General features: G+C 61.2%; 14 protein-coding genes. 9 read left to right on the top strand and 5 right to left on the bottom strand.

Translation table 11 applies throughout. From position 1 onward, the window contains the following. Positions 1–81: 81 nt before the first annotated feature. The gene (locus tag X751_RS163090) at positions 82–546 is read right to left on the bottom strand and encodes a PaaI family thioesterase (protein WP_023743589.1); all 465 of its coding nucleotides are present in this window, start codon (positions 544–546) and stop codon (positions 82–84) included. Between the two features lie 146 nt (positions 547–692). Here X751_RS163090 and X751_RS163095 point away from each other — a divergent pair, with 146 nt between their 5' ends. The 6 genes from X751_RS163095 to X751_RS163120 all read left to right on the top strand — a co-directional run bounded on the left by X751_RS163095 (position 693) and on the right by X751_RS163120 (position 5,211). After that, positions 693–1,514 carry an enoyl-CoA hydratase gene (locus X751_RS163095; RefSeq protein WP_023743588.1) on the top strand — a complete coding sequence of 274 codons (822 nt, stop codon included), beginning with the start codon at positions 693–695 and terminating at the stop codon, positions 1,512–1,514. Positions 1,515–1,526: 12 nt separating this feature from the next. Further along, positions 1,527–1,949, top strand: a complete 423-nt coding sequence (locus tag X751_RS163100; RefSeq protein ID WP_023689472.1) for a VOC family protein — start codon at positions 1,527–1,529, stop codon at positions 1,947–1,949. Between the two features lie 8 nt (positions 1,950–1,957). Continuing rightward, positions 1,958–2,740, top strand: coding sequence for an AAA family ATPase (locus X751_RS163105; RefSeq protein ID WP_023736498.1), 783 nt, complete (start codon positions 1,958–1,960; stop codon positions 2,738–2,740). Further along, the gene (locus tag X751_RS163110) at positions 2,737–3,258 is read left to right on the top strand and encodes a CoA-binding protein (RefSeq protein WP_023711525.1); all 522 of its coding nucleotides are present in this window, start codon (positions 2,737–2,739) and stop codon (positions 3,256–3,258) included. Before X751_RS163105 ends, X751_RS163110 begins: the two co-directional genes overlap by 4 nt. A gap of 167 nt (positions 3,259–3,425) precedes the next feature. After that, on the top strand, positions 3,426–4,706 hold the full coding sequence (locus tag X751_RS163115; RefSeq protein ID WP_023743587.1) for an O-acetylhomoserine aminocarboxypropyltransferase: 1,281 nt from the start codon (positions 3,426–3,428) through the stop codon (positions 4,704–4,706). Positions 4,707–4,863: 157 nt separating this feature from the next. After that, positions 4,864–5,211, top strand: a complete 348-nt coding sequence (locus X751_RS163120) for a cupin domain-containing protein (RefSeq protein ID WP_023669416.1) — start codon at positions 4,864–4,866, stop codon at positions 5,209–5,211. 21 nt (positions 5,212–5,232) lie between these two features. Here the strand turns inward: X751_RS163120 and X751_RS01000000163335 are convergent, their stop codons facing one another. The 4 genes from X751_RS01000000163335 to X751_RS163130 form a co-directional block, all read right to left on the bottom strand. Beyond that, positions 5,233–5,760 (bottom strand): transporter substrate-binding domain-containing protein, encoded by a 528-nt coding sequence (locus tag X751_RS01000000163335; protein ID WP_280790547.1) that lies wholly within the window; start codon positions 5,758–5,760, stop codon positions 5,233–5,235. After that, positions 5,645–5,935: a transporter substrate-binding domain-containing protein gene (locus X751_RS1000000168385; RefSeq protein ID WP_280791137.1), complete on the bottom strand. Its 291-nt coding sequence runs from the start codon at positions 5,933–5,935 to the stop codon at positions 5,645–5,647. Before X751_RS1000000168385 ends, X751_RS01000000163335 begins: the two co-directional genes overlap by 116 nt. Positions 5,936–5,965: 30 nt before the next feature. Then, a complete protein-coding gene (locus X751_RS163125) occupies positions 5,966–7,213 on the bottom strand; it encodes a cytochrome P450 (protein ID WP_023743586.1) in 1,248 nt (415 codons plus the stop codon). Between the two features lie 107 nt (positions 7,214–7,320). Beyond that, a complete protein-coding gene (locus X751_RS163130; RefSeq protein ID WP_023689466.1) occupies positions 7,321–7,911 on the bottom strand; it encodes a hypothetical protein in 591 nt (196 codons plus the stop codon). A 310-nt stretch (positions 7,912–8,221) separates the two neighbouring features. Here X751_RS163130 and clpP point away from each other — a divergent pair, with 310 nt between their 5' ends. From clpP to lon, 3 genes are all read left to right on the top strand, one after another. Further along, positions 8,222–8,851 (top strand): ATP-dependent Clp endopeptidase proteolytic subunit ClpP, encoded by a 630-nt coding sequence (gene clpP / locus X751_RS163135; protein ID WP_023682306.1) that lies wholly within the window; start codon positions 8,222–8,224, stop codon positions 8,849–8,851. A gap of 295 nt (positions 8,852–9,146) precedes the next feature. Then, positions 9,147–10,421, top strand: coding sequence for an ATP-dependent Clp protease ATP-binding subunit ClpX (clpX, locus tag X751_RS163140; RefSeq protein WP_023682305.1), 1,275 nt, complete (start codon positions 9,147–9,149; stop codon positions 10,419–10,421). Between the two features lie 273 nt (positions 10,422–10,694). Beyond that, the gene (gene lon, locus X751_RS163145) at positions 10,695–13,106 is read left to right on the top strand and encodes an endopeptidase La (protein ID WP_023682304.1); all 2,412 of its coding nucleotides are present in this window, start codon (positions 10,695–10,697) and stop codon (positions 13,104–13,106) included. Positions 13,107–13,267 lie beyond the last annotated feature (161 nt).

Raw genomic sequence — 13,267 nt, 5'->3', positions numbered from 1 at the left:
AGGGGAGTGGGCACGTCAAGGCGCGGGAAAAGCACGTCTGCTCGTAAAGTGCAATAAAAACAAAGGTTTGACTAAAAGGTATTATTTTACCACATCGGCGGCGAGCTTCGGCGGGATCGAATAGGTGCCGGTCGCATGCGCAACCGTGTGTTCCTTCGGTCCGGCGACGATGTCGATATCGAACACCATCAGGCTCTTGCCCAGCTTCAGGATGCGGCAATGGCCGTCGATCGGGCCGGCCTCGGCCTTGCGGACGAAATTGATGTTGAGGTTGACCGTAACCGAAAGCGCATCCGGCCCGGCATGGCTGAGCACGCAGACATAGCCGCCAATGTCGGCCAGCGTGAACAGCGAGGGCCCGGACACCGTGCCGCCGGGACGCAAATGCCGTTCGCTGGCGTTGAGCCGCACCGTGCAGCCGCCCGGAAACACATCGAGCGCCTCATACGACGTGAACTCGTCGTTGAGCTGCGGGTAGACGCTGGCCATCAGCGCATTGACTTCAGCCGCCGTCAGCACCGGCTTGAGATTGTCCTGGGCGGGCATGTCGGTCTCTCGTTCTATGCCGGGCCTGTATGAACGCAATGATGCGCTTCTGGCAACACCTCTGGCGCAAGCGATGGGTGTTGATGAAACTCGATCCGATATTAGATAGTCTGGCGGCGCCCGGCGGAATCGCGGAGACCCTTGTCATGGCCGAAATCCTTTCGATCAAACCTGTTGCCATAGACGGGCCGGTCATCGCCGGGCTGGACAAGGGCGTGCTGCGCCTGACGCTCGCCAATCCGCCCGCCAATGCCTTGTCGCTTTCCGTCATGGCGGCATTGAGCGCCGAGCTCGACCATGCCAAGGCCAACAAATCGGTCCGCGTCATCGTCCTGGCGGCCGCCGGGAAAGTCTTTTGCGCCGGCCACGATCTCAAGGAAATGACCGCGCGCCGCGCCGACGCCGACAAGGGCAAGGGGTTTTTCGAGCAGACATTTTCGGCTTGCGCGGCGTTGATGCAGCAGATCGTGCGCCATCCGCTCCCGATCATCGCCGAAGTCGATGGCCTCGCCACTGCTGCGGGGCTGCAGTTGGTTGGCAGTTGCGACCTCGCCATTGCCTCGCATGAAGCGACCTTCTGCACGCCGGGCGTCAATATCGGCCTGTTTTGTTCGACGCCGATGGTGGCGCTGTCACGCAACGTGTCTCACAAGCACGCCATGGAAATGCTGCTCACCGGCGAGACCATCGATGCCGCAACCGCCAAGGAATTCGGCCTGGTCAACCGCGTCGTGCCGCGCGAATACCTGAATCAGATCGTCACCAAATACGCGCAAACCATTGCCTCCAAATCATCTCTGGTGGTCAAGACCGGCAAGGAAGCCTTTTACGCGCAGGCCGAGATGGGGTTGGCGGACGCGTATGCCTATACCGGCCGCGTCATGGTCGAGAACATGCTGGCCCGCGACGCCGAGGAAGGCATCGGCGCCTTTATAGGCAAGCGTAAACCGGAATGGACGGACGAATAGGCTTTTCGATCCATGGAACCGCGCATCTCCATCATCACCATCGCCACCGACGATCTCGAGCGCGCCGTGCGCTTTTACGAGGGCATGGGCCTGAAGCGCCACGCCGGCATCACCGATGGCGTCGCCTTCTTCCAGATGGGCGGCGCCATTCTCGGCCTGTTCCCGAGGCCAAGCGCCGAGGAGGATTCAGGCATTGCCTTCGCCGCAGCACCGTCGGCGGTCTACCTCGCCTACAACACCCGCTCCGATGCCGAAGTCGACGACGTGCTGGCGGCCGCCGAGAAGGCCGGCGGCAGGATCGTCAAGCCGGCAGGCCGCGCCTTCTGGGGCGGCTGGTATGGATATTTCGCCGATGCCGACGGCCATGTCTGGGAAGTCGCACACAATCCGGCCTTCCCGATCGCGGATGACGGCACCATCTCGCTGCCGGACTGAGCGTCCGCATGGGCTATCGCAAGCAACTGACCCGGCTTAAGGCGCCTTATCTCAAACGCATCCTGATTGACCCCGAGCGCGTGGAAGATTGGGAAAAATATCCATGGAACCTGCCGCTGTTTCGCGGCCGTGAATTCGAGCTCGAATTCACCACGCCGATCACCATCATTGTCGGTGAAAACGGCACCGGCAAATCGACACTGCTGGAAGCCATCGGCGCGCTGGCCGGTTACGACGAGGCCGGCGGCGGCAAGGGCTATCGTCCGGTCGATCATTCCATCGCCATCGACAAGAGCGGTGCGGCACTGGCGAATACATTCCGCGGCCACTGGCTGCCAAAAGTCACCGCCGGTTGGTTCTTTCGTGCCGAATCTTTTTACTCGGTCGCGCGCTATCTCGACCAGGCGGCACTCGAAGACCCGTTCGGACCGCCGCCACCGGACTTTCTATCGTGGTCGCATGGCGAAGGGTTCATTCGCTTTTTCGAGGAGCGCTGCCGCCGGCAAGGCATCTACATCCTCGACGAGCCCGAAAGCGCGCTGTCGCCGTCGCGGCAGATCGAATTGTTGAAGATGCTGCGGCGCATGGACCAGTCAGGCACGGCGCAAGTGATCATGGCGACGCATTCGCCGCTGCTGATGGCTTGTCCCGGCGCGCGGCTCTTCCGAATCAGCCGTTTCGGCCTCGACCCCACAGATTTCACCGATACCGATCATTTTCGCATGATGCGCGACTTCTGCACGGACCCGCAGTCCTTTATGGAGGAAGCACTGAGGGAGACCGACGAGTGAATCACGATAGCTACGACAATGCCTATATCGGCGGCATCCTCAATTCTGTGAAGACCATCGCCATGGTCGGCGCGTCGGCCAACGATGTCAGGCCGAGCTTTTTCGTGCTGAAATATCTGCTGGCCAAGGGCTTTTCGGTGTTTCCGATCAATCCTGGGCAGGCCGGCAAGGAAATCCTCGGCCGCATGACCTATGCCAGCCTTGCCGATCTGCCGGAGCCGGTCGACATGGTCGACATCTTTCGCGCCTCTGCATCGGTGCCCGGCATTGTCGATGAGGTGCTGAAGCTCGACCCCTTGCCGAAGGTGATCTGGATGCAGCTTGGCGTGCGCGACGACGAGGCGGCCGCGCGTGCCGAGGCGGCCGGTATCAAGGTGGTGATGAACCGCTGCCCGAAGATCGAATATGGCAAGCTGTCGGGCGAGATCGGCTGGACCGGCGTCAACTCCGGTGTGCTTTCGTCGAAGAAGCCGCTGATGCGGTCGGGATTCCAGAGTTTCGGTGTGCGCCAGAAGTAAGGCAGTGAATGGTGAATGGTGAATAGAAGGATTTTCCTGGAAGCCGGGTAAAGCCGCATATGAGCGGCTTGCAATCAAGGTGGGACTGGCCGACTTTGCGACCACCATTCATCGCTCACCATTGACCATTTCATCATTCACACGTTTACCGCTCAGAGAGGTTTTCGATGACCCGCACGCCCGGTTTCAACACGCTCGCCGTCCATGCCGGCGCCAAGCCCGACCCGGCGACGGGCGCACGCGCCACGCCGATCTACCAGACGACCTCCTTTGTGTTCGACGATGCCGACCATGCCGCCTCGCTGTTCGGGCTGAAGGCCTTCGGCAACATCTACACCCGCATCATGAACCCGACCCAGGCGGTGCTGGAAGAGCGGATCGCGGCGCTCGAAGGCGGCACGGCTGCACTTGCCGTTGCTTCCGGCCATGCCGCACAGGTGATCGTGTTCCACAATCTCATGCGGCCTGGCGATAATTTCGTCGCCGCCACAAGGCTTTACGGTGGTTCGATCAATCAGTTCGGCCATGCCTTCAAGAATTTCGGCTGGGAGGTGCGTTGGGCCGACACCAACGACATCTCCACTTTCGAAAGCCAGATCGATGGCAAGACCAAGGCGATCTTCATCGAGAGCCTGGCCAATCCCGGCGGCACCTTCGTCGACATCGAGAAGATCGGCGACATCGCCCGCAAGCACGGCTTGCCGCTCATCGTCGACAACACGCTGGCCTCGCCCTATCTGGTGCGGCCGATCGAGCATGGCGCCGACATCGTCGTCCATTCGCTGACCAAGTTCATCGGCGGCCACGGCAATTCGATCGGCGGCGCCATCGTCGATGGCGGCACGTTCGACTGGTCGAAATCCGGCAAATATCCGATGCTGTCGGAGCCGCGCCCCGAATATGGCGGCCTTGTCCTGCACGAAACCTTCGGCAATTTCGCCTTCGCCATCGCCGCGCGCGTGCTTGGCCTGCGTGACATCGGCCCGGCCATTTCGCCGTTCAATGCCTTCCTGATCCTGACCGGGCTGGAGACCCTGCCGCTCAGGATGCAGCGCCATTGCGACAATGCGATCACCGTAGCCGGCTGGCTGTCCAACCACCCCAAGGTCGCCTGGGTCAACTATCCCGGCCTGCCCAGCGACAAGAACAACGCGCTGCAGAAGAAATACTCGCCGCAAGGCGCCGGTGCTGTCTTCACCTTCGGCCTGAAGGGCGGCTACGAGGCCGGCATCAAGTTCGTCGAGGCGCTCGAACTGTTCTCGCACCTCGCCAATGTCGGCGACACCAAGTCGCTGGTCATCCATCCGGCATCGACCACGCATCGCCAGCTTTCCGACGAGCAGAAGGTCAAGGCGGGCGCGGGACCGGACACGGTCCGGCTTTCCGTCGGCATCGAGGATGTCAACGACATCGTCGCCGATCTGGAACAGGCTTTGACCAAGGTTTGATTTTGAGCGAGTAGTGAGTAGTGGTCGGTATTCACTAGTTAGCAGTGACTAGTGATTAGCCACCCGTTCGAGGGAGCGCTTTCCGCTCACTACTCACTACTCACTACTCACTACTCACTGCACTACTCACTACTCACTAATCTGTTGGAGGCAAACCCTGTCCGCGCATTACTTGGCAATATCGACCGACAGCGTCGACGCCGAACATGGCGCCCCGGCGCCGGATCGTCTGATTGCGGGCGATCCGAAGTTCCGCACCTGGAATGTCGAGGAGCGCGATGGCCGCCTCTATGCCGGCATCTGGGAAGCGACGCCGGGCAAATGGCGCATCGAATATGACGAATGGGAGTTCTGCCACATCCTGTCCGGCGTCTCGGTGGTTGCCGAGGATGGCGGCGAGGCGCGCACGGTGCGCGCCGGCGACAGCTTCGTGCTCAGGCCAGGCTTCAGGGGCAGTTGGGAAGTGCTTGAAACGACCCGCAAGGAGTATGTGATCAAGCTCTGACCGCTCGGTCGCGCTTGGACTTCACAAAAGCCGATCGATGTCAGTGTCGGAAAAGCCGTATCCGCTCATCATCTCCCTGTGCCAGGGACTTCCAAGCAAATCACTGAGACATAAATCAACGCGCTGGAGCAGGGTGGCACTGCCTTTGGCGAGAGCGAAAGCGCCGGGCGCTGGCTGTTTTTCGACTGCCGGGACGTCGACGACGTCGAGAGGCGCGTCGGGTCGCCGGCTCAGATAGCCGCGATGCGCGAGCGCTACACTCGCATAGGCATGCACCACGCCGGCCGCGACGGCGTTAGCTGCTTCGGCCTGGGTGGCAAATATCCTTAGCCGTTCGGGCTGAATAGCGTTTTGCAGGGCCGTCCGGTGCTGGATCTGGCCCGATATGACGCCGATCAGCGCCGTCCGATCATTGGCGACGGACCGATAGCCATCAAAGGCGCGGGGATTGTCTTTCGCGACCAGCAATCCATCCGCCAGCATCCAGATCGGCCTTGTGAAGTCGACCAGCTTCCGGCGGTCTTCGGAAATGAACAGGCCGGTGGTCATGTCCCACCCCTTCGGCAAGCCCAGGCAGCAGCTCGGCAAACTCGGTCTCGATGGGCAAAAGTTCCAGCCCGAGCGTCAGGCAGACCCTCTTGGCCAGTTGGGCATCGCTGCCGCCCAGACGTCCCGATCCGTCGATAAAGCAGAAGGGTGGTTCCTGTAGAAAGGCGAATCTCATTTTCTCGGGCATGCGTCGGCTCCGCCGTCCTCACAAGCTCACAGTGAGCTTTTCCAGCCCATGGAAATGATAGGTGTCGCGGAAGCGCGGCTCCTCCGCAAGATGGAGTTGCGGCTGCCGCTCGAACAGGGTTTTCAGCGACACCTGCAACTCCAGCCGCGCCAGCGGCGCACCGATGCAGAAATGGATACCGGCGCCGAACGAGACATTCTTCTGGTCTGGTCGGCCGGGCCGGAAGGCGCCAGGTTCGGCAAGGGCAAGCGGATCATGATTGGCCATGCCGAGCAGCAGGCCGACCGTCTCCCCCGGTTGTACGACAACCCCGGATGTCACCTCGACCTCCTGATAGGCGTAGCGGGTGAACATGTGCAGCGGCGCGTCGAAGCGCAGGCACTCCTCGACCGTCGCAGCGGTTGCTTCCGGCGAGGTGAAGAAACGGCCGGGGTCGCCGCCTTGCGCCAGCAACGTGCGCACGGCGTTGCCGGTTTGATGGACGGTCGCCTCGTGGCCGGCATTGAGCAACAGAACGGCGGACGAGACCAACTCGTCTTCCGACAGCTTCTGGCCATCCTCTTGCGCCGCGATCAGCAGCGACAGCAGGTCGTCGCCAGGCTTCTTGCGCCGCTCAGCGACATAGCCACGCAAAAAGTCGGAAAAATCGTGCGCGGCGCGATTGGCCGCTTCTTCGATCTCGCGCGTCCGGCCATGCATGTACATGGCCACCATCCGGTGCGACCAGTCGAGCAGTTGCGGCCCCATTTCGACCGGCACACCGAGCATTTCGGCAATGATGGTGATCGGCAAAGGTGCGGCGAAGCTGGGCAATAGATCGACCTGGCGCGGTTCGAAACGGTCGATCAGCTCATTGGCCAGCGCCTCCACGCGCGGCCGCAGCCGCTCGACCTGGCGCGAGACGAAGGCGCGGTTGACCAGGGTTCTGAGCCTGGTGTGCACCGGCGGCTCCAGCTCCAGCATCGAATTGCTCTCGATGCCGTCGAAAGCGGCCAAATGCGAGCGATCCTCGCCGATGCCGCGGCTGTCGGGAATGCCGGCCGGGTTCTGGCGACCGAAGCGGCGGTCGCGCAACAGCCGGTTGACGTCGTCGAAGCCGCCAAAGCACCAAAAGCCGAATTCCTCCCAGAAGAAGGCAGTCGATGCGCCATGCAGGACGGCATAGGCGTCGTAGGGGTTCTGGAAAAACGCCGGTTCGTGCGGATCGAGCCGCAGGCGGCGCGTGGCTGGATCAAAGGCGAGGTAGGGCGGCATGGATGTGGTCATGCCAGACCATTACCGCGGCTTGCCGGCTTGGTGCCAGACCGGATGTTGGCACCCGACGGCCCTATGGATTGAGCCAACCGAGGCGGACCTCGGCGAAGTACCGAAGTCTAATCCTCGCAATGCCTGGCAATATGCACGCGGCGCCAGCTGGTCGAGCCTTCCTGCACCACCACCCGGCGCGCCATCCTCTGGTATGACGGCGCTATCTGGGTGACGTGCCGCCGCTCGGGCCGCACCAGCACTTCATGGGCGACGCTCTCATATTCGGCCGGCAGCACAACCCGGCGGGTGCGCTCCGGTTCAACCACCACTGTTTCGGCCACACGCGCGTAGCGGGCCTTGCGCCACACCTTGCACAGCACCTTGCGGCCGTGGATGACGCGCCATTCCCAGGCATAGCCGCCATCGTCGACCTGGACCGTGCGGTAAACGGTGCGGGTTCTCGCCGGTACGATGTCATAGGTGACTCGGGGCGGCGCGATCTGCTCGACGCGCTCCATGGTGCCATAGATCGGCGGATCATAGTCGACCAACTGCCCGCCGGGACTGACCATGACGTCTTCATAGACGGTGTCATAGAGCGCCGGCCTGTGCACCGGCTCATAGCATTCGGCGGCCCGGCCGCCGGCAACCGCATCGGACACCATGCCGAGACCGGCAAGGCCGGAGATGGCGAGGCAAGCAGTTTTCCTGATCATGGCACTCCCCCTGTTTGAACCCGAAACGTGAGGTTCAATGTTGAATTGTAGGGGAAGGTTCTCCGGGGGAAAGCGGTTTCGCCGCATTTCGTTAAGCGACGCGGTTAAGGAATTGCTACACCGCAAAAACGCCGCTGGCCGCGTTCGGACTTTCCCTTGCGCGGAAACCTTGATTCGACTTAACCAGATGGCTAGGAGGAGGCGGCCTTGCGCTAGGGTGAGCCGGCATCCTATTTACATTCTAACCATCAAGAACCGATTCTGCCCGATGTTCCGGCGCCGGAATCCCCATCTCCAAAAAGGGTAGTCCATGAAGAACCCCGTCGAAACCTACATGAACCTCGTTCCGATGGTGGTCGAGCAGACCAATCGCGGCGAGCGGGCCTACGACATTTTCTCGCGCCTGCTGAAAGAGCGCATCATTTTCATCACCGGCCCGGTCGAAGACGGTATGGCGACGCTGGTTTGTGCACAGCTTTTGTTCCTCGAGGCCGAGAACCCGAAGAAAGAGATCAATCTCTACATCAACTCGCCGGGCGGCGTGGTGACCTCGGGCATGGCGATCTACGACACCATGCAGTTCATCAAGCCGGCGGTGTCGACGCTGTGCATCGGCCAGGCGGCGTCGATGGGCTCGCTGCTTCTGACCGCCGGCCACAAGGACATGCGTTTTGCCACGCCGAACGCCCGTATCATGGTTCACCAGCCTTCCGGCGGTTTCCAGGGCCAGGCCTCCGACATCGAGCGGCACGCGCAGGACATCATCAAGCTGAAGCGCCGCCTCAACGAGGTCTACGTCAAACACACCGGCAAGAGCTACGAAGACATTGAAAAGACGCTTGACCGCGACCATTTCATGACAGCCGACGAAGCCAAGGATTTCGGCCTCATCGACAAGGTCATTTCGTCGCGCGAGCCGGTCGAAGGCGCTGCGGCATAATCGCTGCATGGCAGTTGGGTGGCGGGATAACGCGCTTTTGCTGGGATTTGCGGCATTTCGGCCACAATTGGCTGTTCCCTCGGTGGATGGGATTGCCTACGTTAAGGCTATGTTGATTTTCGACGGCTTAGCTTTGTGCAGGGTTGGCGCGAATCATTGCGACGTTTTCTGATTTGTGTTTCGTACGGAATGCGTTGCGGGAGCCGGGACACTGGCGGCGGCGAATTCCCGCGATAGATAGAATATGCGCCCTTTCAGCCAGACCATCGGCGGGCGGCCATGAAAGGACAGGAAAATGAGCAAAGTCGGCAACAACAGCGGTGATTCGAAGAACACGCTTTATTGCTCGTTTTGCGGCAAAAGCCAGCACGAGGTGCGCAAGCTGATCGCCGGCCCAACGGTGTTCATCTGCGACGAGTGCGTCGAGCTATGCATGGACATCATCCGCGAGGAGAACAAGACCTCGATGGTGAAGTCGCGCGAGGGCGTGCCGACCCCGCAGGAGATCCTGAAGGTTCTTGACGACTATGTCATCGGCCAGCCCTACGCCAAGCGCGTGCTGTCGGTGGCGGTCCACAACCACTACAAGCGCCTCGCGCATGCCGGCAAGAACAACGACGTCGAATTGGCGAAGTCCAACATCCTGCTGATCGGCCCGACCGGCTGCGGCAAGACGCTGCTTGCCCAGACGCTGGCCCGCATCATCGACGTGCCCTTCACCATGGCCGACGCGACGACGCTGACCGAAGCCGGTTACGTCGGCGAGGACGTCGAAAACATCATCCTGAAGCTGCTGCAGTCGGCCGACTACAATGTCGAGCGCGCCCAGCGCGGCATCGTCTACATCGATGAAATCGACAAGATCTCGCGCAAGTCCGACAACCCATCGATCACCCGCGACGTGTCGGGCGAGGGCGTGCAGCAGGCGCTTCTGAAGATCATGGAAGGCACCGTTGCCTCCGTGCCGCCGCAGGGCGGCCGCAAGCATCCGCAGCAGGAGTTCCTGCAGGTCGACACCGCCAACATCCTGTTCATCTGCGGCGGCGCCTTCGCCGGGCTGGACAAGATCATCTCGGATCGCGGCAGGAAGACTTCCATCGGCTTCGGCGCCATCGTCGCTTCGCCCGAGGATCGCCGCACCGGTGACGTGTTCCGCCTGGTCGAGCCCGAGGATCTCTTGAAGTTCGGCCTCATCCCCGAGTTTGTCGGCCGTCTGCCGGTCCTGGCGACGCTGGAAGACCTCGACGAGCCGGCTCTGATCCAGATCCTGACCGAGCCGAAAAACGCGCTGGTCAAGCAGTATCAGCGGCTGTTCGAGATGGAAAGTGTCGACCTGACCTTCCATGAGAATGCGCTGTCGGCGATCGCCAAGCGCGCCATCGAGCGCAAGACCGGCGCCCGTGGCCTCCGCTCGATCATGGAAGCGATCCTGCTCGACACCATGTTCGAACTGCCCGCCCTGGAAGGCGTGCGCGAAGTGGTGATTTCGGAAGAAGTGGTGACCGGCAGCGCCCGGCCGCTCTACATCTATTCCGAGCAGAAGGAAAAGAAGGGCAACGTCAGCGCCTGATCTGGCATCTGGCCTAACCTTTTTATGGAACGGCGCCCGCGGGGCGCCGTTTTGCTGTGGTGAGGTACCGATCCTTGTGACGGAGTGGATGAACGAACGTGTCGACCCTTGATCTTTGCCCCTCGTGCATCCAACTAACATCGGAAGGCCGTGGTGCCGAATTCTGTGCTGTAAAACTCCCGTCACAAACGGTGGTAGGCGGAACGATCCCCGGTCGTTAATATGAGATTCGCGGTTGGCTCGATTAGCGGCCGCGACATGAAAGGTTGGACAATGGCCAAAATATCCAAGGCTCCCAGCGACGGCGTCTTCGCAGTCCTCCCACTGCGCGACATCGTGGTGTTCCCGCACATGATCGTTCCGCTCTTTGTCGGGCGTGAAAAGTCGATCAAGGCGCTGGAAGAGGTTATGGGTCAGGAAAAGCAGATCCTGCTTGCCACCCAGATGAATGCCGCCGATGACGATCCCGAGCCCGATGCGATCTTCGACATCGGCACGCTCGCCAATGTGCTGCAATTGCTGAAGCTGCCCGACGGCACCGTCAAGGTGCTGGTCGAAGGCGCTTCGCGTGCCAAGATCGTCTCGTTCACCGACCGTCCGGACTTCCACGAAGCTACCGCCACGGCGCTGGTCGAGCCGGAGGAGGAAGAGGTCGAGGTCGAGGCGCTCGCCCGTTCGGTCGTCACCGACTTCGAAAACTACGTCAAGCTGAACAAGAAGATTTCGCCTGAAGTGGTGGGTGCCGCCAGCCAGATCGACGACTATTCCAAGCTCGCCGATACGGTTGCTTCGCACCTCGCCATCAAGATCCCCGAGAAGCAGGAGATGCTGGCCACGCTGTCCGTCAAGGAACGGCTGGAAAAGGCGATGGGCTTCATGGAAGCCGAAATCTCCGTCCTGCAGGTGGAGAAGCGCATCCGCTCGCGCGTCAAGCGCCAGATGGAGAAGACGCAGCGCGAATATTACCTCAACGAGCAGATGAAGGCGATCCAGAAGGAACTCGGCGAAGGCGAGGACGGCCGCGACGAGGCCGCCGAGATCGAGGCGCGCATCAAGAAGACCAAGCTCTCCAAGGAGGCCCGCGAAAAGGCGGAAGCCGAGTTGAAGAAGCTGCGGACGATGTCGCCGATGTCGGCGGAATCGACCGTCGTGCGCAACTACCTCGACTGGATCCTGTCGATCCCGTGGGGCAAGAACTCCAAGGTCAAGCAGGACCTGGCGTTTGCGCAGAACGTGCTCGACACCGATCATTTCGGCCTCGACAAGGTCAAGGACCGCATCGTCGAGTATCTCGCCGTGCAAAGCCGCCAGAAGAAGCTGAAGGGGCCGATCCTGTGCCTCGTCGGCCCTCCCGGCGTCGGCAAGACCTCGCTCGGCAAGTCGATCGCCAAGGCGACCGGCCGCGAGTTCATCCGCATGGCGCTTGGCGGCGTGCGTGACGAGGCCGAGATCCGTGGCCACCGCCGCACCTATATCGGCTCGATGCCCGGCAAGGTCATCCAGTCGATGAAGAAGGCCAAGAAGTCCAACCCGCTCTTCCTGCTCGACGAGATCGACAAGATGGGCCAGGACTTCCGTGGCGATCCGTCATCGGCTTTGCTCGAGGTGCTCGATCCCGAGCAGAACTCGACGTTCATGGACCATTACCTCGAGGTCGAATACGACCTATCGAGCGTGATGTTCGTGACGACGGCGAACACACTGAACATCCCTGCGCCCCTGATGGACCGCATGGAGATCATCCGTATCGCCGGCTACACCGAGGACGAGAAGATCGAGATCGCCAAGCGTCACCTGATGCCCAAGGTGATCCGCGATCATGCCCTGCAGCCGAAGGAATTCTCCGTCGGCGAGGACGCGATCCGCGGCATCATCCAGACCTACACCCGTGAAGCGGGCGTCAGAAGCCTGGAGCGCGAGCTGATGAAGCTCGGGCGCAAGGCGGTGACCGAGATCCTGAAGACGAAGAAGAAGACGGTGAGCATCACGGCGGCGAACCTCGCCGATTACCTCGGTGTTCCGCGCTTCCGCTTCGGCCAGGTCGAGGCTGACGATCAGGTCGGTGTCGTCACCGGTCTTGCCTGGACGGAAGTCGGCGGCGAGCTGCTGACGGTCGAAGGCGTCATGATGCCCGGCAAGGGCCGCATGACGGTGACCGGCAATCTGCGCGACGTGATGAAGGAATCGATCTCGGCGGCGGCCTCTTATGTCCGCTCGCGGGCCATCGATTTCGGCATCGAGCCGCCGCTGTTCGACAAGCGTGACATCCACGTCCACTTGCCCGAAGGCGCCACGCCGAAGGACGGTCCGTCTGCAGGTGCTGCCATGGCGACGGCCATCGTATCTGTAATGACTGGTATTCCGGTCCGGGCCGATGTGGCGATGACTGGCGAGATAACGCTTCGCGGCCGCATCTTGCCGATCGGCGGCCTCAAGGAGAAACTGCTCGCCGCACTGCGCGGCGGCATCAAGAAGGTGCTGATCCCGGAAGACAACGCCAAGGATCTGGCGGAGATACCGGACAATGTGAAGAACGGTATGGAGATCATTCCGGTCTCACGTGTCGGCGAGGTTCTGAGGCACGCGCTGGTGCGCATGCCGGAGCCAATCGAGTGGGTCGAGCCAGTCAATCCGCCGGCTTCCACCGATACCGTTGACGATGCTGGAAAGTCGCTTGCACATTAGAAACTACTAAAGTTGCAGTGCACAAAGAGAGAGCCGGGCCTTGAGCCCGGCTTTTTCATGTGAAAAACCCACCATTTCCGGGCTTTTTTCAACTTTTTTCCGGCTTTTTGACTTGGGTTTGCGAGCGCTTCTTTCTAAAGTCCCTCTCCTGCCGGATGAGT

It is taken from the genome of Mesorhizobium sp. LNJC394B00 (assembly GCF_000502555.1).
Classification (GTDB): domain Bacteria; phylum Pseudomonadota; class Alphaproteobacteria; order Rhizobiales; family Rhizobiaceae; genus Mesorhizobium.
Note: the sequence above shows the minus strand (reverse complement) of the source record. Positions and strands in the feature narration are given on the sequence as shown.

Bases quoted from the DNA above. Each gene is read 5' to 3' on its own strand.
- X751_RS163090 (WP_023743589.1), bottom strand. From the start codon at position 546: ATGCCCGCCCAGGACAATCTCAAGCCGGTGCTGACGGCGGCTGAAGTC.
- X751_RS163095 (WP_023743588.1), top strand. From the start codon at position 693: ATGGCCGAAATCCTTTCGATCAAACCTGTTGCCATAGACGGGCCGGTC.
- X751_RS163100 (WP_023689472.1), top strand. From the start codon at position 1,527: ATGGAACCGCGCATCTCCATCATCACCATCGCCACCGACGATCTCGAG.
- X751_RS163105 (WP_023736498.1), top strand. From the start codon at position 1,958: ATGGGCTATCGCAAGCAACTGACCCGGCTTAAGGCGCCTTATCTCAAA.
- X751_RS163115 (WP_023743587.1), top strand. From the start codon at position 3,426: ATGACCCGCACGCCCGGTTTCAACACGCTCGCCGTCCATGCCGGCGCC.
- X751_RS01000000163335 (WP_280790547.1), bottom strand. From the start codon at position 5,760: ATGACCACCGGCCTGTTCATTTCCGAAGACCGCCGGAAGCTGGTCGAC.
- X751_RS1000000168385 (WP_280791137.1), bottom strand. From the start codon at position 5,935: ATGAGATTCGCCTTTCTACAGGAACCACCCTTCTGCTTTATCGACGGA.
- X751_RS163125 (WP_023743586.1), bottom strand. From the start codon at position 7,213: ATGACCACATCCATGCCGCCCTACCTCGCCTTTGATCCAGCCACGCGC.
- X751_RS163130 (WP_023689466.1), bottom strand. From the start codon at position 7,911: ATGATCAGGAAAACTGCTTGCCTCGCCATCTCCGGCCTTGCCGGTCTC.
- clpP (WP_023682306.1), top strand. From the start codon at position 8,222: ATGAAGAACCCCGTCGAAACCTACATGAACCTCGTTCCGATGGTGGTC.
- clpX (WP_023682305.1), top strand. From the start codon at position 9,147: ATGAGCAAAGTCGGCAACAACAGCGGTGATTCGAAGAACACGCTTTAT.
- lon (WP_023682304.1), top strand. From the start codon at position 10,695: ATGGCCAAAATATCCAAGGCTCCCAGCGACGGCGTCTTCGCAGTCCTC.